Origin of the sequence: Sporosarcina newyorkensis (genome assembly GCF_900167515.1) — a bacterium.
Classification (GTDB): domain Bacteria; phylum Bacillota; class Bacilli; order Bacillales_A; family Planococcaceae; genus Sporosarcina; species Sporosarcina newyorkensis.
Genome location: NZ_FUYJ01000002.1, coordinates 415,454 through 438,208, shown reverse-complemented (window position 1 = coordinate 438,208; position 22,755 = coordinate 415,454). Strand labels below are relative to the sequence as shown.

Genomic DNA, 22,755 nt, shown 5'->3' with positions numbered 1-22,755 from the left:
GGGTTTTTTATATTTTATTCATTCGACAAATTAAGACACTCATATTTCAACCGATAATACTAGTGTTCTATTTAAAGAGCAGGAAGGAAGGAACACCACTTGTTTAGATCTATTAAAATTAAAATTATTCTAATGGTCATGGCCCTCTTCATTGTCGGTATTTTCTTGATGACATTCATGACGAATGATCAGGCAAAGAAACAATCTATCGCGAATGCAGTAGAATCCAGCAACACGATTGCAAACGAAATAAGCTTTGGTATATATAGCTTTTTGGACAACTTTGAAAATGGTTTGAATTTACTTGCGGCTACGGACGCCATCACTTCTTTCACAGGGAAAACTGGCGAGACGACTGAAGTTGATCTCGAATCGGCGTTGGAAGACTTTTTAGCAGTCTATCCTGATACATCGTCTATTTTTTATTCATTGGCCTCAAATTCCACAATCATAAAACCAAATGCTGATTTAACAGATTTCGTTGCCTCCGAGAGATCATGGTACAAACTAGCAACCGAAAACCCAGAAGAAGCCCAATGGTCTGCCCCTTATCTCGATCATGCAACAGGCAATTTCGTCATTACTGTTTCAAGAGCAATTACCAAGAATGGAAAAGTGGCTGGAGTTATCGGCTTAGATATTGACTTGGCGGCGCTGACCGACGAAATTTCCAGCAAAGACATCGGTTATGGCGGCTATCCAGTTTTACTGGATCAACAAGGACTAGCCATCATTCATCCGTCAAAAATTGGGGAAGATTTAAGTACCTTGCCTTACTTTAATGAAATGTTTGATCACGAAAATGGTGTAGCCACATTTACAGATGAAAATGGAAAAGCACAACGCAATATTTATACAACATTGCCTGATTTCAACTGGAAGGTAGGGACGGTCTACGAAGAAAATGCACTCAATAGTCTAGCTCACTCTCTCCGAAACTCCATGTTGATCATCGCACTCATTACGCTGGCAATCACATTTACCGGCCTGTTCATCGCAATCGGCCGTATGCTCAAACCTATCGAAATAATTAAAGAAACGATGGTGACAGTTTCTACAGGTGACTTGACTGTCCGTTCCGATATCAAAACAAATGATGAAATCGGCGAACTCGGTCAAGACTTCAATCAAATGGTAGAGAATATGAACGATATTATTTCAGTCGTCCGCACCTCCGCAGAAAATGTCCGCGTCAATTCGGAAAGCCTGAGTGCTGTGTCCGAAGAAACCAATGCCGCAAGCACGGAAGTCGCCCAAGCAGTCAATGAAATTGCAGAAGGTGCAGCCAAATCAGCGGAAGATGCAGAAATCGTAACGGAACGCACCGATTTGCTCAGCCATGAAATCAATGAAATTATCGTAAAGGCAGATACAATGAAGGACATCGCGAGAAAAACAGGTATCCAGAACGCCAATGGCCAGGAGCAGATGAATGCACTGAATCGTTCATTCGCAACAACCGGGACGACTTTAGAAACAATGACTAAAGATATTTCTTCATTATCTGGAAAAGTACAAGCAATCGGAAGTGTCATGGAAACAATCATGAACATTTCCGCGCAGACTAATTTATTGGCATTGAACGCCAGTATTGAAGCGGCAAGAGCGGGAGAACACGGCAAAGGATTTGCTGTGGTAGCCGAAGAAGTACGAAAGCTTGCTGAACAATCCGCACGTGCAACGGATGACGTTAAAGTGACCATTGAAGAACTACAGGAAGACTCAAGAATCGTCTCGGAACAAATGAAAGAAACAATCGACACGTTCCGCGAGCAAGGATTGGTCGTACAAGGCACTGAGGAAACCTTCAAGGAACTCTCCTCTCTGATGGATGACATGCACGATTCCATTGACACCGTGACAGAGGAAATTGATTTAATAGCCGCTCATAAAGACGAAGTGACATTGACGATCCAGACGATGTCCGCTACATCTGAAGAAACAGCAGCGGCTTGTGAAGAAGTAAGTGCTTCATCACAGGAACAGCTACGCGCCATCCAATCTGTCACGGATGCGGCCGAAACACTGACTGAACTGAGCGAGAAACTGACTGAAGTCATAGAACAATTTAAAGTTTAACCGAATGCAAAAAGGGCTTGTCCATCGACAAGTCCTTTTGGTTTTCCCTCTTATGCTTGACTCGATGCTTCGATAAAATGCTTGAATAAGTTTAGCGACGTCGGATCATCACGATTCATGAGCGCTTCAGGATGCCATTGCACGCTCATGACAAAACGATGTTCTGTACTTTCAAGTGCCTCGATCACGCCATCTTTTGCCACAGCCGTTACCACTAAAGGCGCTTCAACCTCATTCACCGCCTGATGATGCAACGAATTCACTTGGATCTCTGAAGTCCCTGCAAATCCTGCCAATTTACTATCGTCAATGATATCAATGGAATGTGTCGCAAACTCACGATCTGCCTGCTGCTTATGCTGAACCAATTCAGCAGACAACTCAGAATAAATATGCTGATGAAGCGTTCCTCCAAACGACACATTCAAAACTTGATGGCCGCGGCAAATCCCGAGTACCGGCTTATCCTTTTCTGTCATGCATTTAGCCAGCGCAAGTTCCATCTCATCACGTTCCGGCGACAATTTGCCAACCTCCTGGTGTGGCTCTTCTCCGTAGACGAGCGGATTGACGTCCTCCCCGCCAGTCAACAGCAAACCATCCAAACGACCGCAAATTTCATCTATATCTTCCAATCCTGCCGGCAAGACGACGGGCAAACCACCCGCGCGCAAAATTGCCCGGCTGTAATTTGACTGTACCAACGTCTCCCCATTTTGATCCAAATCTGAAGTAATCCCAATCAACGGCTTCATCCCTTGCACTCTCCTTTTAATATACTGCTGCTTCACAGTGAAAAAAAGACACTATCTAACTTGTTACCCTTTTCTAGAGTAACTTAACCCGATTTGCAAACATCTATTTTTCATCTTCCTAACGTTCAGAAGGAGGATACCTTTCGACAAACTTCCATGTTATAATAAATGCACTATAATAGGAGGTGAGCAAAATGAGCGAAGTATTACTACGAGAAATTCTTTCGGAAATCAGCGGTATTAAACAAGAGATGTCTGGAATGAAGCAAGAAATCTCTGGTTTCAAACAAGAGATATCTGCAATGAAGCAAGATGTTTCAGGCATCAAACAAGAGTTATCTGGAATGAAGCAAGATATTCAATTCCTCAAAGACGAACAAGCCCAGATCAAGCAGGCTGTCCTGGAAACGAATGAACGCGTCAAACAATTGACAGACAGACAAGACAACCAGCACGCCATCATCGATATCCTCTCCAGCCGTTCCATTGAACACGAAGCGTTATTAAAGCGAGTACATTAAATTATTCCACACACTCTTTTTTCGTAAAGTCCCCAAGTGAATGTTTCCAAAATTGCAAAGGGCGTTCCGCCAATTATGGGGAACGCTATTCCTTATGTCGGTTTCTTTAACTTTCCGAGACATCAAAGTTTCGTTTTTTGGCATCTTTTGAAATCGAGTATGTCACACCGTTTGCTTGTTCGTAATATGCATGCTGACGTATCCTTCCCTCTATTATGAGTTTCAGCATACCTGCACGCTGATATCTTCTTTCGAATGAATGGAGACTAAGAGGAATCGTGACGGAAGATCCGTCGGTCAAGATCACTTTTGTATGCCCTTTATCCACTTTCACATATTTGTAAATATGACCGAGGGATAGCCAAATACAGTCATCGCTGGAAGGTGACTTGGTCGGAAACCAATACAGTTTCAACCGTTCATTGACCACGACCGGCGGCATGCTGATTTTCTCTCCTAATATTGACTTGGATCCATCGAAAGCTCCCCGTAAACTGGAGCCAAAATAGCGTAAGCTTAGGTCCACCATATTTGTCGGGCTCATATCTACAGAAACAAATTGACCGTCTATCAGCACTTTGGCACATAACTTCCCTGCAGAGTCGTAGTGTGGAAAAATCACACTTGTCCTCGGTGTAATCACAGTTTCTTTGTTACTTTCCATTCCCACCATCTCCCTTTTCATCCTATTATGCCCCCCAAAAAAGACATACTATCAACGAATCTTTATTCTTCCGCCAATTCCGTCTACATAAATTAGATCTATCCTCTCCCTGTCTTTTCACCTATTGTATACTACAGTAATCTTTTCGTCTATCTAATTTTCCCATTTTTCTGATTTTATTGTTAATAGAGTGAGAACATTGTCATTTTTTCCTCTTTTTCTGTAATTACCCAACTATTTTTGTTTCTGTGAGCAACCTTTGAAATCTTTCTACAGTATTTCAAAGTTCTGCCTTAGACAAAGCTGAAAAATAGCGATTCGATTTTCAAACCCAAACTTCCTATGATGAATGCACCCAGGGAATACAAGGTGTCGTGCACGACCTGAATAGGTCGCTTTCATGAATTCATTTGAAGAAGTATTGGCACAATACGAGCCGATGATTTCGGCAGTCATTCGTAAGTTGAATATCTATCGTGATTTTGAACAGTACCGCCAAGCTGGACGTGTGGCATTATGGCAAGCGTGGGAACGGTTTGATGAAAGCAAAGGAAACTTCACTCCATTTGCCTATCGATCAATTTACGGAGCTTTGCTCGATGAAATAAAACGGGAAAATCGCTTTAGCGCGGTAAATACGTCGGTAGAAACAGAAACGATAGAATTGCTAGGTGGCACGGTTCCCTTCTCTACGCACGCGGAAGAGATACATGCCGGTTTGAGTACTGTTGTTAAAGCATTGACGATGGAAGAGCGACAGTTGCTTAACATGCTGTTCGTAGAAAAAACATCACAAACAGAGTGCGCTGAGTTTTTCGGGATTTCAATCGCAGGTGTGAAAAAACGCCGGGAACGGCTTCTTCGGAAACTGAAACAGCGATTGTTGGAATTAGCGAGCGATTGAACCCCCTATACACCTATCTGAATAGTGTTTGATTTGCATATCGTCTTAAAACTAAGCTAAATAACTTGCACAGATTGACGATAATGTAATGAGGACTATAAACGCGACAGCAACCTAGAAAGGACTGATTCTCTCTTGTTTCGATCAATTAAAACTAAATTACTTTTCACTGTCATGATTTTATTTATTCTCGGAATTTCGCTGATGACTTATTTCACGACCAATCAAGCGAAAAAACATTCCATAGCGGACGCACTGGATTCAAGTGACGCGATTGTGAATGAAATGGGTTTTGGGGTGAATCAATTCTTGCAGAAATATGAAACTGGTCTCAATTTACTGGCAACCTCCGACTCCATCGCGCTTTTCAAAAGAGCGGAAGATTCTCAAAAAGCCGGTAAGGAAATGGAAGACAAACTAGATGAGTTTCTGTCCATTTATCCGGAAACATCGGCTGCATACTACTCATCCACAACACGCGATTCATTCATCATGCCTTATGCTGACCTGTCCGACTATGAGCCTGAAACTCGTCCTTGGTTCAGCCTCGCGATAGAGAATCCCGACGCTATCCAGTGGATTGAGCCCTATGAAGACGACCAAACCGGCGAGCTTGTCATCTCCGTTTCAAAAGCGATTCGGGATAACGGCAAAGTAGTAGGTGTCGTAGGTCTCGATATTCAATTAGGAACGTTGACCGATGAAATCACCAATCGGGAAATCGGCTATAACGGGTTTCCTATCTTGCTCGACGGAAAAGGCACAGCAATTTCATATCCTTCCGAAACCGGTAACGACTTGAGCCAACTTTCATATGTCGGCAAATTGTACGAATCGGAAAATGGAATTGTCACCTATAAAGATGAAGACGGAGTGGCAAAACGAATCATTTTCACGACGCTCCCTGACGTCAACTGGAAGGTAGGAGCAGTCTATGAAGAACGCGAACTGAACAGCTTGGCGAACAATTTACGAAATTCCACGCTGCTCTTCGCCCTGCTAACACTGTTCGTCATATTTGCTGCACTTTTTGTAACGGTCAGCCGAACAACTAGACCGATCGGAAAGATCAAAGCCGTCATGGACTCTGTATCTGCCGGCGATTTAACCGTCCGTTCCGAAATGACAGCAACCGATGAAATCAGCAGCCTAGGCAAAGACTTCAATCATATGCTCGATCAAATGAACGGCATCATTCGTGTAGTCCGCACTTCAGCCGATGATGTCCGATCCAATTCGGAAAGCTTGAGCGCCGTTGCAGAAGAGACAAGCGCGGCAAGCACAGAAGTCGCACATGCCATTTATGAGATTGCGGAAGGAGCATCTAAATCTGCTGAAGATGCTGAAATGGTCACAGAACGCACTGAATTGCTCGGACAGCAAATCAACGAAATTACCGATAACGCAGCATCAATGTTGCAGATTGCTGAACAGACAGGCATTAAAAATGCCAGCGGACAGGAACAGATGGCAGCTTTGAAACAGTCATTCGAAACATCCGGCGCCACTTTGCGTACAATGACACAGCAAACGCAAACACTCGGCGAGAAAGTAAACGCAATCGGAAATGTCATGGAAACGATCATGAATATTTCCAAACAAACCAATTTATTAGCCTTAAATGCCAGCATTGAAGCAGCACGGGCCGGAGAACATGGAAAAGGATTCGCGGTAGTGGCGGAAGAAGTACGCACTCTCGCCGAACAAACCGCCAAATCGACAGAAAACGTCGGCATGACAATCTATGAACTGCAAGAAGAATCGACAATGGTTGCCAATCAATTAAGCGAAACCGTCGACACATTCAAACAGCAAGGAATTGTTGTCGAAGAGACTGAAGCGACATTCCAAGAACTCTCTGCACTGATGACCGACATGCAACAAAGCATCCACACCGTCACAAAAGAAATCGAACAGATTGCAACTCATAAAGACGAAGTAATGTGGACCATCCAAACAATGACCGCCACTTCCCAAGAAACTGCTGCGGCATGTGAAGAAGTGAGCGCTTCGTCTGAAGAACAGCTGCGTGCTATTCAAGCGGTAACAGATGCAGCAGAAACTTTGACTGATTTGAGCGAACGATTACAGGAGGCGATTGAACGGTTTACTGTTTGATTTTCCTAATGAACGTGAAAGAACCATCTAGTTGTAATATGGCTAGATGGTTCTTTTCGTTTTACATTAAAATTTTAGCGCTAACAGGTACGTGTTTTAATTGGACGCTCAACTAGTATCACACGGAAACAATCACAGCAATTGAGACTCGCCATTTAAGTATCCGCAATACTTAGAATTTTGGTGTATATTACTAGTAAGGATTCTAATAGATGGGGGCGGTGTGAATATGAAAGCAACTGTTTTACTCAATAATTTGAAAGACTTGCGAAAAAACATGAATGTCAACACATTCAGCGCCGGCCTGGTTGCAGCGATTTTCGGATGTACAGGCCCTGCTTTAATTATTATTGGGGGCGCGTCAAGTGGCGGCTTGACGTATGAGGAGACCATTAGCTGGATCTTTGCTATTTACTTCTTTAGTGGATTGCTCGGTATCTTTCTTTCATTAAAATATCGACAACCTATCGTGGGTGCCCATTCGATTGCCGGAGCGGTATTGGTTGTCGGGGCTTTGACCCATTTTACAATGCGGGAAGCAATTGGCGCTTACTTAGTCGCCCATATTCTGATCATCCTTCTAGGTGCATCGGGTTTAATTGATAAAGTGATGAGATGGATACCCATTCCGATTGTGATGGGAATGATTGTTGGGGTGATGATCCGCTTTGCAACAGATATGATAACATCATTAACTGTTTCGCCAATACTCGCAGGCTCAGCTATTTTGGTTTATTTACTATCCACACGCTTTCTTAAAAAGTTTCCACCTGTACTATCTGCATTGCTGGTTACTGTTTTACTGGCCATCTTTATGAATGAATTTCAGTTTCAAAATGCTCAAAGCTTATTCATACTTCCAAAATTCTTCATACCTACTTTTAGTCTTGATGCCGTGTTATCAATAGGTGTTCCACTTGCATTGCTTATCATCTGTACTGAAAATGCTCAAGCATCAGGGGTATTAATGGCACAAGGTTATAAACCGCCGAATAACGCGATGGCGATGAATGGTTCAATCGTTGGTCTAATCGCCGCCTTTTTCGGTGGACATGCAATCAATATAGCAGGTCCTATGACAGCGATTTGTTCTGCCGAAGAGGTAGGCACCAAAGAGAGTCGGTATGCGGCAGCGGTTGTCAGTGGAGGGTTATTTTCTATTTTCGGGTTGTTTGCAGCTGCAGTCGTGCCACTGGTAATTGCTATGCCTGGTGTAATTGTCAGTGTGATTGCGGGCCTTGCGATGCTTGGAGTTCTTATTACTTCCCTTAAGACAGCCTTTTCAGCAAATAAATTTCAAATGGGTGCGTTTTTTGCTTTGATTATCGGAATGTCGGATGTGAGTTTCTTTAATATTAGTGCGCCTTTGTGGGCGATTATCGGGAGTTTATTTGTTTCTTTTCTGGTGGAGAGGGAGCATTTTGCAAGGAATAAAAGGGAGGCTTAGCTGGTTAGATAAAGAAAGGGCTAATCGTGAATTCGATCACCGCTCCCTCGTTGTTAGATAGTGTCTAGCAACGAAGGGTAGTTCATTTATCGACTATAAGATTTAAGTTATGAAGTGAAAACAAGCGCTATTCGAACACTAAAACCACCAATCACCAACTTTCACAAAAATATTTGCCAAAACAACGAGCGACAATAGCGTAACCAGCATGTATTTCAAGAAAACGAATATTAAAGGCCAAAGCTCACTCATCGAATTCACCTGACCGAACCACCTTTTTTCTCCGCATTCTTCACAAAACAGACGCTGCTGTGTACGTGTAACGTTGACTTTCGCAAGCCCGCTTTGGACACTTCCGCCAATTTCCCGCTTCATTGTAAAATGATCAAGCCAAGTAGTTTCAGAAAGCTTTTTTTTAGATGTGCGGACATTCCACAGATTGATATTTAAAATAGAAATTGTCGTAAATTCCTTTGCGTTTCAATTCTTTTTTATAGAATTTCCGGACACTTACCATCATAAAAATGAGCGATAGAATAATAGTTGTTATGAAAATAATAAGTGGAGCCATCACAAATCATCCTTTATTTTGATTGATTGGTTGATGTATAGGTTATCATGGGAGGGCTTGTTTGTCATGAGGAATCCTAAGAAGAAGTAATTGTTGGGATAAAAAGGTACCTGGTCGCTACCTAATCTTGACACTACTCTAAAACGAATACAATCGGCATGTAAAGCCAAAAGAAGTACAGTTTATATTTTACGTCAACTGTACTTCCTTCTGCATTCCAATCTTCTTCACTTTATCAAAATCCACTTCATAGGTATCCTTGTACACACGTGCAATCTGCTCGATTGGTTCTTTATCTCCATGATAAATCACATGGAAATCATCTTCATAATAATGCACGATAAAAATCGCATCCAACTGATCGAAGGTCTTTCGATTGAATACAATAAATCCATTCTTTTGAGCTGTCGTCTTTACACTGATCCGTCTGCTCTCATACATCACATCAAATCCATGTTGGTTTGTCTCCCGTGCAAGTTGACCACCTGTTGTAATCGCACAAAGTAATTCACCTATGCGCCCAATTAGATGTCGGAGTTCTGTCGGCTGACATTGTAAAACCCGCAGCTCATAGCGAAGTATTCTCAAATACTCTTCATACAGTCGAATTAATTGCTCCGTGCTAATGCAGTCAACGCCCTCCTTGCCGTACATTGTCTTGACACCGTTACTCCACTCTCCAATAACTTCTTCCACTTCCCCACGCGACTTCCGATAGATCAATCCTGTATAAGCAGCATGTTCACCGATACATTTGTATGTATTGCGTGTCAAGTATTCAAAAATATGCTCTGTAAATGAAATACCTTTGTTCCACCGGTTATAGCAATAATCTGTTGGAATCACACTGTCAGGATTCCGGTCATACTTCTCTAGCATGATTTGTTGAATTTCCTGTCGGGTGACGATAATGCCTTCTTGACCGTCAAGGGCTTCTTTTAGTTGACTGTAGATTTTCACTGGGCTTGCTCCTATCTGTCTTGATCCTGTTGCAGATTTAATTATGAATTTTAGCGACTATTATACTTTATATGAACACTTTAAAGTTAAGCACAAAAAGAAACCATGCAATACGGGCAGTTAGTATAATCACGCCAAGATATAATACCCCCAACATACCACTTAAGACCTTATTAATCCACACATCATCCGAATATATCATTGTTTTCAGAAGATAACCAAATGCAAAACAAGCAATTGCTAAAGAGATACATACTAATAATAACGGTATCATTAGATTGCTAAAAACATTATACGTATTTTCAAATGGGACCGTGGCAGGTAATCCACAGATTTCCGAAATTTCAGTTCCCATTTTCCTGAAGAACCCACTGAACTTTTCTCCTGTAAGATGATAATCCTGTCTTCCTTTTATTGGATCAAGTAGTTTATCAGCTGCCATAATCAAAAGAAATGTTAAAACTATTCCAAGCGATGAACACACTAAATCAAAATTTCTTTTAATTTTCGCCAACCCACCCGCTCCCCCTCCTGTTATTCCTACAAATGTATGATGCATATAGGTTGAATAGGACAAAGTTACTTAACTATTGGATGCAGCTTTCAATGACATGGCCTACTGAGTTCAGACGCCGTGGAGAAATATTTTAGCCCAGTTCAATTTTCAACTGAGTGAAAAGCTCGAAATTTTAAAGCGACTTGATTTTTCTAAAAATATAGTTTATAGTTTATAAAACCAATTAACTTACTATACTTTACAGGAGTGATTCCCATGACAACAAAACAACTTATTCAAGTGGAAACAAGCGGGAAGTGGACAGGCGGAGTACAAACTGAGATTGACATCCGATCATTTGAACCGTTTATTGTAGACGAACCTGAGAACCTCGGAGGAAAGAACGAAGGGCCGAATCCAGTAGAACTTGTGTTAGCCGGTCTTAGTAGCTGTACATCTGTCATGATCGCCCTCATTGCGAAAGAACATAAATTTTCATACGAAGCTGCTGAATTTTCCAATTCAGGTGAACTAGATCTGCAAGGGTTAGCAGGAGTGGAAGGGGTCTCTCCACACTTCCAATCTGTCCAGTTTGATGTGGTATTGACAACGGAAGAGACTGAGGAACGGATCGAACTATTGAAACAGGCTGTCGAAAAAAGATGTCCAGTCATGAATCTGTTGTTGGATGCCAACGTCCCTGTTCAATCGACTTGGACAAGAAAATAAATAAAAAACGTCTACGAAGCACAATGAAGTGCTATTCTGTAGACGTTTTTCTTGTATAGAGGCAAAAGCACCCCGCCACATTCAAAATCCAATAAGAATGTTGACGATTTTCTCTTTCTATCGTCAACATTTTCTCCTTATCATCATCTACTACAGAGATAGATAAATCCTTACTATAGAGGTGATTAGCAATGGCGAAAAGAAACCGGGGGAAAACTTTAAAAAGGCTGCCGTCCAATTCGCGTGGAAACTGCCCGTTATGTGGACGTAAACGAATAAAGCTGTTGTATTCTAGTAAAACTGAATCGGCTCAAACTGTGACGGTCTGTAAAAATTGTCGACAAAAATAAAGATATGCACGCTGTCCTTTGCCCCCACTAGGCTTACCTAATTGCATTAGACAGCGTTCATCATCTTCGTACTGACCTTTGAGCAATGCAAATGTCCGTCCCACACGGTCTCTTCGCAAGCTCAAACCACACATATACCGTACTGTCAAATCCATGTAGCAACAGAACTTGAGGTTCGTACCCTCCACAGGATCCTCGCCCTATTGTAAGTAATAGACGATAAGATTTACTCCAAATTTTATGTACTTTTCTATTTCGATGGACGCCCCTTCTTTCTTGCCCAGTGCGATGTTTCGAACATGAATCAACAAAAAAAGGACAGCTAAAAAGCCATCCCTTTCATATAATCTTATCCTTTTAAGAAATCAGGTTGGGCAAAAGCAGGGTTTGGATATTTATAGAATCCTTCACCTGTCTCCCTACCCAATTTTCCTTTATCGATATAATTTTCTTTCATCAAATCGGCTACTTTTTGGGCTTCTGGATTGCCGGTTGCCTGCGCCTTTGCCGATACAATGTGGTAGGCAGTCGTTACGCCAACGATATCCAAAATAGCAAAAGGGCCTAAAGGAGCGCCTGTCCCGATCATCCAAGTCTTATCAATCGTCTCGACATCTGCAACTTCCCTTGCGAGCAATGTCTGCGCAGCGTCTAAAAACGGTACTAAAAGTGAGTTAAGGATATAGCCTGGCTGCTCTTTATGCAATGGCAATGCTACCATACCGATCGCTTTTGCGAATTCAATCACTTCGTTGAACACTGATTCGTCCGTTCCCGGATGTTTCATCACTTCGGCTGTGTTGTTTTTCCAAATTTCATTTGCAAAGTGAAGCGCTAAAAACTTCCCGGGGCGTCCTGTCGCTTCTGCAAACTGGCTTGGTAATAAAGTCGATGAGTTCGTTGCGAACACTGTTTTTTCAGGTGCGACTTGTCCTAGTTTCTCGTAGAAATCCGTCTTAATGCTGACTACTTCAGGAATCGCTTCGATCACAAGATCTGCATTTTTAACAGCCTTTGCAAGATCACTATTGAATGAAATCCGTTTAAATGCCGAATCTACAACCGCGTCTGTAGCATTCAAATCCGCTTTATAAACATCTTTCAATTTGTTGATGCGCTCTTTCGCCACGTTCAAAGCCTCGTCATTAATGTCGTAAACGGAAACGTTAAAGCCATGAAACGCTGTTTGATAAGCGATTTGGCTCCCCAAAACGCCGCTGCCTGCCACTGTAATATTTTTATATTCCATCATCATTTACCCCTTTCAGCCTATAACTCTTGAACTACTTTTATTATAGGACAATAACATTTCGTTGACATCTTTTTTGCCTGCAACTTTCACTCCCCTTTATGCAAAGAAGTAACCTGTTGAGCAGTACTATCCATTTCCTCTGCTACTATCCGACTGTCGGAAGTCAAATTGTCGATGATCTTGCTCATTTCTAGTAAATTGGCTGAATTCTCTTCAACAATTGCCGCAAAGTTGTTCGTCGAGTCTTCGATTTCCGTTGATTGCTCAATCATTTCAGTGGAAGAGGATGCGAATTGGACCAGCTCATCATCCAAATGCTGCAGTGTCGAAGCAATCTTTGAAATCTGATTTGAAACCTGTTCCGTCGTCAGCGCATTTTGTTCTATCTTCTCGCTGCTTTCCGTCATCTTTTTAAACGCATCGCGATTGCTGTCGTTCAGTTTTGACAAATTGACTGTGATTTTTTCCGTCGTCTTATTCGTCACTTCAGCCAATTTCCGGATTTCATCAGCGACAACCGCGAACCCTTTGCCCGCTTCCCCGGCCCGCGCGGCTTCTATTGACGCATTGAGCGCAAGCAAGTTGGTCTGTTCCGTGATTCCTTTGATGAGAGCGGCGAATTCATTTGTTTCATTTAACTTATTGGATAACGAAAGATATGTCTTATGTAACTCGGCAATATTCTCCTTCAACATCATCATGTCCGCTGAAAGGATATCAATTTGCATGTTCCCTTCAACTGCCACTCCGTTTGCTTCGCTCGATTCCCTTTTCAACTCATTCGCTAAATCGAATAGAGAAGAGATGCCATCTTTCATGGACACCGTATTTTGCGCAATGGTTGAAATTTGATCAGCCTGCGACTGGCTGCCGTCCGCCATCTCTTCCACAACAGATGACATATTGCTCTGTGACGTCATATTTTGCTGAATGCGCAAATTCATGCCCGAAATGCTCTCGATAATTCCCGTCACATTCTTGTCCAAAATAGCTTTTTCGTTTTCTTTCCTTTTTGCATCTTCAGCAAACTCTTGCGTAAAAGCTGCAACTTGTCTGAATTGCCCGGTCGTCAATCGCATGATGGCAATGAACATGAACCCAAGCAGAAGGTATAGGATCAAGGTATAGGCGAATAATTCTCCGACCATCTCCTCGGCACTCACCATACGGTTGACGATAAGCAATACTAAACCATAAGCATAACCGAAAATAAATGGTTGCAACTTCAACTGGACAGCAGAGAAGATGGCGAGAAAAATGCTAATGATTACTGCTTTCATGCCACCGTCGAACAGAACGCTCCCGATCAATGCAAACGTAAACACATTGAAAATGACCGCATAAGCATACCACTCCGCCTTATGTAACCACTTACTGAATAGGAAATAAAAACCGACAACCCCTAAAAAATCGAGACTGTATAAAATCGCAGTCCCAGTGTCTTTAAACGCTAGAGCCTGCATAACCGCAATAAACAGCGAGATACCCATCGTGATCGCCATTACTCGGTTCTTCTTCATTACATCTTTTAATACTAACTGCTCAATTGACTGCATTATCTAGCCTCCCTAAATTCCAATCCAAATTCTTATATCGGTATAGTTTTCAAATTTTAAAGGCTTAGGTAATATGTAATATGTAATATGTAATGCTATTCTAATAAAAGAATTGATCGGGAGGGTGTGAGGAAAACCCTTATTAAGGTGTATTAAATCGCTAAAAATAAAAAAACAAATTCCGCACTGGTGAGCGAACCTACTACGTCAGACCAGTGATGAGCAGTTTCGGAGCAAACATTTATGTTATTTTGCCGGTGAATAACCAGAGGTATTTGGACAGGGATAAAAAAGCGGACAAGCCTATTGAAGACATGATTTCTAGATCGTTTTTGAGAAATGAACCTTCTTTTTATAATCTCCAAATGTTGAAGATTCTACAAAGGTGTATCCCCTGCTGTTGAAATGTTATTCATATCCTTGTTCGTGAAGATGAAGGATTTATTGAAGTTAACTAAAGTTGTCTCAAAGGCGCGTGAGTCCTTTCAAATACTCGAGCAAATACTAAAATTCGATATTCATAAGGGCAAGGAAGGTATGTTTGAGGATTTGACTCGCCGTACGATGCTGATCAGTATGGTGGCGACGAAGACAATAAACATTCATAATCTTCCGGGATATTTTAGTGGCTTCCTGCGGAAATAGATTGATGAGACCTTTTTAAGGATATCTATCAAGATTATACGGTTCCTGTTAGTGATGATAGGCTTTATTAGTTTGATGGCCGTAATTGAGATGAAAATTAAATCATGTGGATGAATTGAAGGGTTGAAAAACTCTCCTCCCGCTTTTTAGTTTTTTAAACAAATGTTGAATTATGTGAAAACCGATTACTGAAGTGTACGGAGAACAGCATACAGTTTCAAATTTAACCATGCATATAGCCTGTATTCCTATTCATACTTCAGCTTTCCTTACACTAAAACTTCCTCAAAAAACAATTTTAAAATAGTTTTTATCAGTTTATTCAATGTATTTTTTATTTTCAGAAATGTTATTGACTCTTTTATTCTTTTAACTTATACTACTAAAAACACAACTGGTACGGACATCATGATGAATTGAATTTACTTTGTAATAAAAGGAGGAGATTAGATGAAATTGAAGACAGCGCTAAATGTGCTAATTGGATTGGTAATCCCTTTTGTAGGTGTTATTGGGGGTATCTTAGCATTTAGAAATTCTGAACAATTCGTTCTAGGGTTTCCAATCTTATATTTCTGGATGTTTTTATGGTTTATTTTGACTTCAATTTGCATTTCACTATCATGGCACTTCTTTGACAGCAAAGAAGTAGAATTAGATTGAGAAGGGCGGAGATTGTAGATGGCAATTGTAATATTTAGTAGTATTTTAATTTTTTCTTTATACTTAGCAGTTCGATCTTCGAGTAAAGCGAAAAAAGGGAATATGGAAGATTACTTGGTCGGGGGACGATCATTTAATGGTTTCATCTTATTCTTCTTAGCAATTGGAGAAGTTTACAGCATAGGAACGATTATTGGCTTTCCGGGCGGCATCTATGCAAAGGGTGTTGGTTACGGCCTTTGGTTCCTTGGCTATATTTTATTAGCTTATCCAATCGGTTATTTCTTAGCACCTCTAATTTGGCGAGCAGGTAAGAAATACAATGCGATGACAGCTCCAGATTTATTTAAAAGTCACTTTAAAAGTAGACCATTGGAATTGATCGTCGCTTGTTCATATTTAATCTTCCTCATACCATGGGGACAATTGCAATTTGAAGGCTTAAATGTCGCATTAAATGCCTTGGGATTTAATCTTTCCCCTAGTCTGGCTGTATTTATAGCAGGCGTGATTGCTTACTTGTATATATCTGTATCTGGAGTCAAGGCGCCTGCTATCATTTCAATCTTGAAAGATATATTATTGTTTGCTGCGATTATTATTGTAGGTGTAGCCGCATTTAGAAACCTAGATGGCGTTCATAATCTATTTTCAGCCGCTAAATCTCATGGTACATCATTATCATTTACCAATACTAGTGATTTGACCTTTTCCGTAACCACAATCATTTTTCAAGCAGTCGCTTTTTATTGTTTACCATTTATTGTGACGGTCGTATTCACGAGTAAATCAGAAAAAACGATTAAGCGCGCACAAAGATTTATGCCTCTTTATATGCTAATGTACCCATTCTTAATCGCTTCATCTTACTTTGCACTTGTTGGTCTTCCAAACGTCGATAATCCAAATCATGCGTTTATTGCCACGGCAATTGAATTATTACCATCTTGGGTTGTCGGCATAGTCGCTGCTGGTGCCGCGTTGTCAGGCTTATTAGTACTTGCTATCACTTCATTAGTTGTGGGTGGTATTTTTACTCGTAACCTTATGCCAGGTATCCCTGAAAACAAACAAAGAAAGTGGTCTCAATTTGTAGTAATTGGTTACCTACTTATCTCGATGGTTTTAACTGTTGGAATGCCGAGTTTGATGCTCCACCTTGTCAATACTGCCTATTTCGGTTTCGGACAAATCTTACCCGGACTTTTGGCTATTCTATTCTCCAAAAGTGCAACAGCCAAAGGAGTGGGCGCAGGTATTATTGCAGGAATCACTGTCGCATTGTTCCTACAATTCACTGGCATAAGTGTATTTGCAATTAATAATGGTCTAGTTGCATTAGTTTTCAACTTTGTTGTAACAATTATTGTTAGTTTGTTGACGGCAAGTAAGGTTCGCTTACTAACACCAATGGTGAACATAAAATGAGCATACGATAATTGGATGAATTTAGGATGTGGTTCGAATGCAACTAAGCACAGTATTTAATTCAATAACTCTAATTGGAATGATGATCGTAATCGGTGTTGCACTTGCCCGAGTAACACCGATTAACGAAAGTACTAAGAAAACGTATACACTACTTATTGTAAATGTAGCTATGCCCTGTATCATTCTTTCTAGTATTTTTAAAGTCAATATTGACCAATCAATGTTGAGAAATATCGGAATCGTCTTAATCCTTTCCGTTGTTATTAATACGATCGGAATTGGAATTGGATGGGTTTTTGCTTCTTCATTTTCCGGTAACCGTAGGCTTCGACAAGAGATTGCTCTTTTATCCGGTCTAGGGAATACAGGTTTTATCGGGATTCCTTTATGCGCTGCAATACTTGGACCTGAAGGAGCGCTTTATGCAGCTATTTTTGATGCAGGTGTGGATATCGTAATTTGGACAGTAGGTGTCATGATATTAAAAAATTCTTACGCCTTCTCGATAGTCAACATAAAATCGCTCATTAATATTCCAATTGTCGCAATAATCGTAGGCTTATTATGTACATTTATAAATTATCGGCCTCCTGAAATTTTCATTGATTTATCTAACCAGTTGGCGGCTTTAGCATCTCCCCTAGCAATGTTTTATATTGGATTATTAATTATGTCTAAGAGTGAAAATAAAAGTGCAATAAAAACAACAAATGTAAATATCTTTTCACCTATTTTCTCAAAGTTAGTAGTATTACCGATAATTACACTTTTTATTATTAGTATTTTACCGATTCAGATGGATGTGATGATCAATAAAGTGCTGCTCATTCAGGCAATGATGCCTTCACTAACGCTAGCATCCATTTTATTTACAAAGTACTCTAAAGATGAGGTGTTTGGAGCATTTGCTACCGTTATGTCAACTATAATTTCGTTAGTAACGATCCCTTCGCTAATTTTGATATTCATAAAATTTAAATACATGTAAGGAGAATGAATGCCATGATACAAGTGGACAGACTATTTAAAAATGCAAACGTTTTAACTATTGACGAGGAAAACAGTCATGCGAATGTTGTAGCATCCTATAAAGGCAAAATCACAGGAATATGGACCAATAGTGAGTTCGATCTTATAAAAAAAGAGATTGAGAAAGACGATAAACTCATTGTTCATGATTTAGAAGGCCAGACGCTCATTCCTGGTTTTATTGATACTCATAACCATTTACTTATGTATGCACTTAATAAAAACCAAGTAGACTGTTCTTCACCAAAAAATGAAAGTATCGAGGATATTCTCAACAACCTTCGAACACATCACAATACACATTCGGATGGCAGCTGGATTATCGGGTACGGGTACGATGATACCTTGCTAAAAGAGAATAGACATCCTACTCGTCATGATTTGGATAAAGTAAGTACGAATCGTCCAATATTTATAAAACATATCTCGAATCATTTAGCAGTCGCAAACTCCTATGCACTCAAGCTTGCGGGAGTTGATGAGTCAATTGAGAATCCTGAAGGCGGCCATTTTGGAAGAGAAGAAAATAACTCCCTGAATGGTGTGTTATTTGAACCTTCAGCAATGGATATAGTTTATAAGCACGCTCCGATTCCTACAGATGAAGAAGTTATTAAATTAATGGGACTCGCGTCAGAAGACTATTTGGCACAAGGCATCACGACAAGTTCAGATGCAGGCGTAGGTTTAGTATTTGGCCGGCCCGAATATGACTTGCATATGGTCGCATTAAAAGAAGGTGCAAACCAACTGCGTATGCGTCTAATGATTATGTATGATTTATTATCGGAAGGTGGCCCATTCGAAAAATTTCACGCTGAAGAATTACGAGAAAGAATCTTGAAAGACTCGAATGGGAAAGCAAAGTTAGATAGTGCCAAGCTATTTCAAGACGGTTCTATTCAAGGGTTGACTGGCGCATTGCGTAAACCTTACTATTGTGATGACGAGTTATACGGTGAATTAATTTTTCATCAAGATACTTTAAATTCTTATGTCCTTGATTTCCATAAGCGTGGTTTTCGTGTTACAACGCACGGGAATGGTGATCAGGCAATTGGCTCGATTATTGAAGCGTACAAATACGCCCTTAATTCCAATACGAAAATAGACCATCGACATCGCATTGAACACGTACAAACCGCTACTGTAGAGGACTTACAGGAAATGAAAAAACATGATATCGCCGCCTCTTTCTTTATCAATCATGTGTACTATTGGGGGGATCGTCATAAACGAATATTTTTAGGACCTGAAAGAGCAGAACGCATGAACCCCTTAAAAGATGCCTCAGATTTAGATATGCTTTATACATTACATTCAGACTGTCCAATCACTGCCATTTCCCCCTTATTTTCTATCTGGGCAGCGGCTAATCGTATTACACGGGAAGGTAAGGTGTTAGGAGAAGGCCAAAAGATAGATGTCTTAGAAGCTATAAAATCAATGACTATATATGGAGCACGATTAAACTTTGAAGAAGACCAATTAGGTAGTGTAGAGGTTGGAAAATTAGCGGACTTTGCTGTACTTGATCGAGACCCTACTGCAATTGATCCGTTAGAAATTAAAGACATTTCAGTTGAAATGACTATTATAAACGGAGAAGTAATTTATGAAAACACAAAACAAGTTGCAACAAACTTATAAATAAAAAAGAAGACTCCCATTTAGTGAGGAGTCTTCTTTTATTTACCAGCCCTTGCTGACTTAAAATGAAGTGAATATAACTCAGGATTATAATCAGCTATACAATATTCAACCAAATCACCATTCACGTCATATACAAATCGCTCTAAGTGTAAAGTATAACAATCTTCAGGAAGATTAAGTAATTCCGCATCTTCAATTGATATTTTTTGAGCGGTAATCTTTTCATCAGCTTCATGAAGCCGAATAGACAGTTCTTTCTCCATTAAATCATATAGTGTTCCATGGCTAATATCTAGATTTGCCAATTGTAGACCTATATTAACAGGATAATACTGTGTTTCGATCGCAAGTGGCACCTCATTTGCATAACGAACACGCTTAATCAGATACGCATTCTCTAAAGCAATCGCCTTATTTAATTCCTCAGGAACTACTTCAATTCCATGTTCAATTAGTTTAGTACTAGGAATCTTGTTCATACGCTCAATCATTTCAGTTGTACTAATAAAATTCCCCTGCCAATAATGAACAGGATGTTTTGAAATAAATGTTCCCCTACCATGTTTTTTTTCTAGTATTCCATCGATAACTAATTGTGAGATAGCTTCTCGAACAGTGCTTCTGCTCACATTATATGTTTCCATTAATTCACGTTCACTTGGTATTTTCTCCTCAAATAGACCTTGCGTTATCTTTTGTTCTATACTCTTTCTAAGTTGTATATGAAGCGGCACTGGACTGCTAGGATTGATCACGCTAATTACCTCCTCAGAATTCACAAGGAAAAATTTCCTACGTGCCTATATACTTATATGATACCTTTTTAATCCATGAGTGTCTAATTTCCGTTGGGGCAAATGTTTTATTACGCTAATTAGGAAGGCCTAATTTACCTTATTTGGTTTAATGAGAAGACATACATTTTGATGGGTATGATTATGACAAGTGAGTTCTATGTGTCTGTCGTGAATTGACAGAACAAGTAGATTTCCTTTTATACTCCATGGCTAAAAAGTACGTATTTTTATGGTTCACGCTTATTCCATAGAAACCGCCGGATATGCCTTTATGTTTCACTTTTCTGCTTCAACAAAAGCACTTAACTTGGATTTCAATCCACACTCTCTATACAGAGAATGACTGCGATATATTGTGTTCATCAATACTTTAAATACTATATAGTGCAGTTAAAATCGTATTTCCCTAGATATGCAAACTAATATTCCTGATTTAAAGAGGATTTTGCTGTTTTTTTGCGCAAACCTCTTAGGGAATTTATGGGCACTTAGGGTCGCACTTTGTGATTCTCTCAATTATATCACACGTTATCAATTCTTTTTAAACTTGTATTTGACTAGTACCGATAATCCCGTAGAGGCTTCTTCCTTAGAGAAATAGATAGACCATGTAAGTAATTCAGGAAATGTTCAAGTTGTGTGATGAACTGGTACGACAAAATCATACTCAGATACAATCTATCATTTATTTATTGACAATTCTTTTCTACATGGTATATTGAGTTCTAACAACTTAATATTTTGAAATTTCTTATCTAGAGAGGTAGAGGGACTGGCCCTTTGAAGCCTCGGCAACGGACTTTTATAAGAACTGTGCCAATTCCAGTAGCATAATGCTAGAAGATAAGATGAGCAGGTAATTCCAATTTGTCTACCTATCCCTCTTCTTATTTATTAGGAGAGGGTTTTTGAATTTGGGAATTACCAAGGACATAAATTAATTTCGGTCCTACATTTTAATTAAAATTATAAAATAAGGAGTGGGTATTGATGGTAAAGACATTAGTCAAAGCGCCGTTTAGAGCGGATCACGTGGGGAGTCTATTACGACCGGAAAGAATTCATCAGGCAAGAAAGGATTTCCAAGAAGGAAACATTTCTTCACAAACGCTGCATGAAATCGAAACAGAGGAAATTAAACATATCGTTGATAAGCAAATCGAAGTAGGTTTGAAAGCAGTGACAGACGGAGAATTCCGCCGCAGATTTTGGCATACGGATTTTCTTGAGCATTTAAACGGAGTGGAAGGCTACATCCCGGAAGAAGGCTTTTCATTCAAAGGGGAAGAAACGGAAAGATACGATGTACGGGTTATCGGGAAAGTCTCCTTCAATCAGGACCACCCACACATAAAAGACTTCATCGAATTTAAAGAGATCGTCGGGGACCGTGCCATTGCCAAACAAACGATTCCGAGCCCCAACCAATTATTTAACGCGGGCATCCGCAACCCGGACATTTACCCGGACATTGAAGAATATGCAAAAGATATTATCAGTACGTACCGTGAGGCAATCCAAGCCTTTTATGATGCCGGGTGCCGGTATTTACAGTTGGATGATGTATATATCGCCGGTCTCAATGCTCCCGAAATTCCATTTAACGACGGCGGTCATTCCCGCGAAGAGTTAATTGACTTAGCATTGCGGGTAGCCAATGGGGTGTTGGAAGATAAACCAGAAGACTTAATTGTAACGACTCATCTTTGCCGCGGTAACTACCGATCTAATTGGGCTTTTGAAGGCAGCTATGCTAAAATCGCCCCTGTCTTATTTGCAAAGGAAAAAGTGGACGGATTCTTCCTGGAATACGACGATGATCGTTCCGGAGACTTCAAACCATTGGAATACATACCAAACGGCGGTCCCCGAGTCGTGCTCGGTGTATTCACATCAAAACACGGTGATTTGGAAAGTAAGGAGAATATTAAAGCACGTGTGGAAGAAGCAACAAACTATGTCCCATTGGAGCAATTATGCATCAGCCCTCAATGTGGCTTTGCTTCCACTCATCATGGCAATATTTTAACCGAAGAAGAACAATGGGCGAAGTTGAAATTCATTGTGGATATTTCCAAAGAGATTTGGGGATAAGAATTGAGCGAACGGCTTACATAGCTGTTCGCTTTTTTGGG

General features: G+C 40.3%; 20 protein-coding genes and 1 riboswitch. Of the genes, 12 read left to right on the top strand and 8 right to left on the bottom strand.

The window, feature by feature from the left end; translation table 11 throughout:
- The first annotated feature begins 99 nt into the window (after positions 1–99).
- Positions 100–2,079, top strand: a complete 1,980-nt coding sequence (locus tag B5D59_RS06325) for a methyl-accepting chemotaxis protein (RefSeq protein WP_078817306.1) — start codon at positions 100–102, stop codon at positions 2,077–2,079.
- Between the two features lie 50 nt (positions 2,080–2,129).
- Here the strand turns inward: B5D59_RS06325 and B5D59_RS06320 are convergent, their stop codons facing one another.
- Complete coding sequence (locus B5D59_RS06320) at positions 2,130–2,834, bottom strand: gamma-glutamyl-gamma-aminobutyrate hydrolase family protein (protein ID WP_078817305.1); 705 nt, start codon at positions 2,832–2,834, stop codon at positions 2,130–2,132.
- A gap of 194 nt (positions 2,835–3,028) precedes the next feature.
- Between B5D59_RS06320 and B5D59_RS06315 the strand changes: the two genes are divergently transcribed.
- Positions 3,029–3,355, top strand: a complete 327-nt coding sequence (locus tag B5D59_RS06315; RefSeq protein WP_078817304.1) for a hypothetical protein — start codon at positions 3,029–3,031, stop codon at positions 3,353–3,355.
- A gap of 106 nt (positions 3,356–3,461) precedes the next feature.
- On the opposite strand, the gene B5D59_RS06310 is transcribed toward B5D59_RS06315, so the two are convergent.
- Complete coding sequence (locus B5D59_RS06310) at positions 3,462–4,040, bottom strand: competence protein ComK (RefSeq protein ID WP_078817303.1); 579 nt, start codon at positions 4,038–4,040, stop codon at positions 3,462–3,464.
- 379 nt (positions 4,041–4,419) lie between these two features.
- On the opposite strand from B5D59_RS06310, the gene B5D59_RS06305 reads away from it, so the two are divergent.
- The 3 genes from B5D59_RS06305 (at position 4,420) to B5D59_RS06295 (ending at position 8,488) form a co-directional block, all read left to right on the top strand.
- Positions 4,420–4,923 (top strand): sigma-70 family RNA polymerase sigma factor, encoded by a 504-nt coding sequence (locus tag B5D59_RS06305; protein ID WP_078817302.1) that lies wholly within the window; start codon positions 4,420–4,422, stop codon positions 4,921–4,923.
- Between the two features lie 135 nt (positions 4,924–5,058).
- Positions 5,059–7,041, top strand: a complete 1,983-nt coding sequence (locus B5D59_RS06300) for a methyl-accepting chemotaxis protein (RefSeq protein WP_078817301.1) — start codon at positions 5,059–5,061, stop codon at positions 7,039–7,041.
- Positions 7,042–7,270: 229 nt separating this feature from the next.
- Entirely contained in the window at positions 7,271–8,488 is a 1,218-nt protein-coding gene (locus B5D59_RS06295; protein ID WP_078817300.1) for a benzoate/H(+) symporter BenE family transporter, read from the top strand.
- Between the two features lie 138 nt (positions 8,489–8,626).
- Here the strand turns inward: B5D59_RS06295 and B5D59_RS06290 are convergent, their stop codons facing one another.
- The 3 genes from B5D59_RS06290 to B5D59_RS06280 form a co-directional block, all read right to left on the bottom strand.
- Positions 8,627–8,863: a hypothetical protein gene (locus B5D59_RS06290; protein WP_078817299.1), complete on the bottom strand. Its 237-nt coding sequence runs from the start codon at positions 8,861–8,863 to the stop codon at positions 8,627–8,629.
- A 385-nt stretch (positions 8,864–9,248) separates the two neighbouring features.
- Positions 9,249–10,019, bottom strand: coding sequence for a DUF7225 domain-containing protein (locus B5D59_RS06285; RefSeq protein ID WP_078817298.1), 771 nt, complete (start codon positions 10,017–10,019; stop codon positions 9,249–9,251).
- Positions 10,020–10,086: 67 nt separating this feature from the next.
- The gene (locus tag B5D59_RS06280) at positions 10,087–10,533 is read right to left on the bottom strand and encodes a hypothetical protein (RefSeq protein ID WP_078817297.1); all 447 of its coding nucleotides are present in this window, start codon (positions 10,531–10,533) and stop codon (positions 10,087–10,089) included.
- A gap of 258 nt (positions 10,534–10,791) precedes the next feature.
- Between B5D59_RS06280 and B5D59_RS06275 the strand changes: the two genes are divergently transcribed.
- Positions 10,792–11,244, top strand: coding sequence for an OsmC family protein (locus B5D59_RS06275; protein WP_078817296.1), 453 nt, complete (start codon positions 10,792–10,794; stop codon positions 11,242–11,244).
- Between the two features lie 699 nt (positions 11,245–11,943).
- Here the strand turns inward: B5D59_RS06275 and B5D59_RS06270 are convergent.
- Together B5D59_RS06270 and B5D59_RS06265 are read right to left on the bottom strand one after the other, a co-directional pair.
- Positions 11,944–12,843 carry a 3-hydroxyacyl-CoA dehydrogenase gene (locus tag B5D59_RS06270; protein WP_078817295.1) on the bottom strand — a complete coding sequence of 300 codons (900 nt, stop codon included), beginning with the start codon at positions 12,841–12,843 and terminating at the stop codon, positions 11,944–11,946.
- An 89-nt stretch (positions 12,844–12,932) separates the two neighbouring features.
- Positions 12,933–14,402, bottom strand: coding sequence for a methyl-accepting chemotaxis protein (locus B5D59_RS06265; RefSeq protein ID WP_078817294.1), 1,470 nt, complete (start codon positions 14,400–14,402; stop codon positions 12,933–12,935).
- Between the two features lie 444 nt (positions 14,403–14,846).
- Between B5D59_RS06265 and B5D59_RS06260 the strand changes: the two genes are divergently transcribed.
- The 5 genes from B5D59_RS06260 to B5D59_RS06240 all read left to right on the top strand — a co-directional run bounded on the left by B5D59_RS06260 (position 14,847) and on the right by B5D59_RS06240 (position 19,820).
- Complete coding sequence (locus B5D59_RS06260; protein WP_139365958.1) at positions 14,847–15,047, top strand: hypothetical protein; 201 nt, start codon at positions 14,847–14,849, stop codon at positions 15,045–15,047.
- A 450-nt stretch (positions 15,048–15,497) separates the two neighbouring features.
- A complete protein-coding gene (locus tag B5D59_RS06255) occupies positions 15,498–15,710 on the top strand; it encodes a DUF3311 domain-containing protein (RefSeq protein WP_078817292.1) in 213 nt (70 codons plus the stop codon).
- An 18-nt stretch (positions 15,711–15,728) separates the two neighbouring features.
- Positions 15,729–17,138: a sodium:solute symporter family protein gene (locus tag B5D59_RS06250; RefSeq protein ID WP_078817291.1), complete on the top strand. Its 1,410-nt coding sequence runs from the start codon at positions 15,729–15,731 to the stop codon at positions 17,136–17,138.
- 37 nt (positions 17,139–17,175) lie between these two features.
- Positions 17,176–18,129, top strand: coding sequence for an AEC family transporter (locus tag B5D59_RS06245; protein WP_078817290.1), 954 nt, complete (start codon positions 17,176–17,178; stop codon positions 18,127–18,129).
- A gap of 14 nt (positions 18,130–18,143) precedes the next feature.
- Positions 18,144–19,820: an amidohydrolase gene (locus B5D59_RS06240; protein WP_078817289.1), complete on the top strand. Its 1,677-nt coding sequence runs from the start codon at positions 18,144–18,146 to the stop codon at positions 19,818–19,820.
- Positions 19,821–19,858: 38 nt separating this feature from the next.
- Here B5D59_RS06240 and B5D59_RS06235 read toward each other — a convergent pair whose 3' ends face one another.
- Positions 19,859–20,578 carry a GntR family transcriptional regulator gene (locus B5D59_RS06235; RefSeq protein ID WP_245799469.1) on the bottom strand — a complete coding sequence of 240 codons (720 nt, stop codon included), beginning with the start codon at positions 20,576–20,578 and terminating at the stop codon, positions 19,859–19,861.
- A 790-nt stretch (positions 20,579–21,368) separates the two neighbouring features.
- A riboswitch (SAM riboswitch) is annotated at positions 21,369–21,470 on the top strand.
- A gap of 140 nt (positions 21,471–21,610) precedes the next feature.
- Between B5D59_RS06235 and B5D59_RS06230 the strand changes: the two genes are divergently transcribed.
- Positions 21,611–22,714 carry a 5-methyltetrahydropteroyltriglutamate--homocysteine S-methyltransferase gene (locus B5D59_RS06230; RefSeq protein ID WP_078817288.1) on the top strand — a complete coding sequence of 368 codons (1,104 nt, stop codon included), beginning with the start codon at positions 21,611–21,613 and terminating at the stop codon, positions 22,712–22,714.
- The last annotated feature ends 41 nt before the right edge of the window (positions 22,715–22,755 follow it).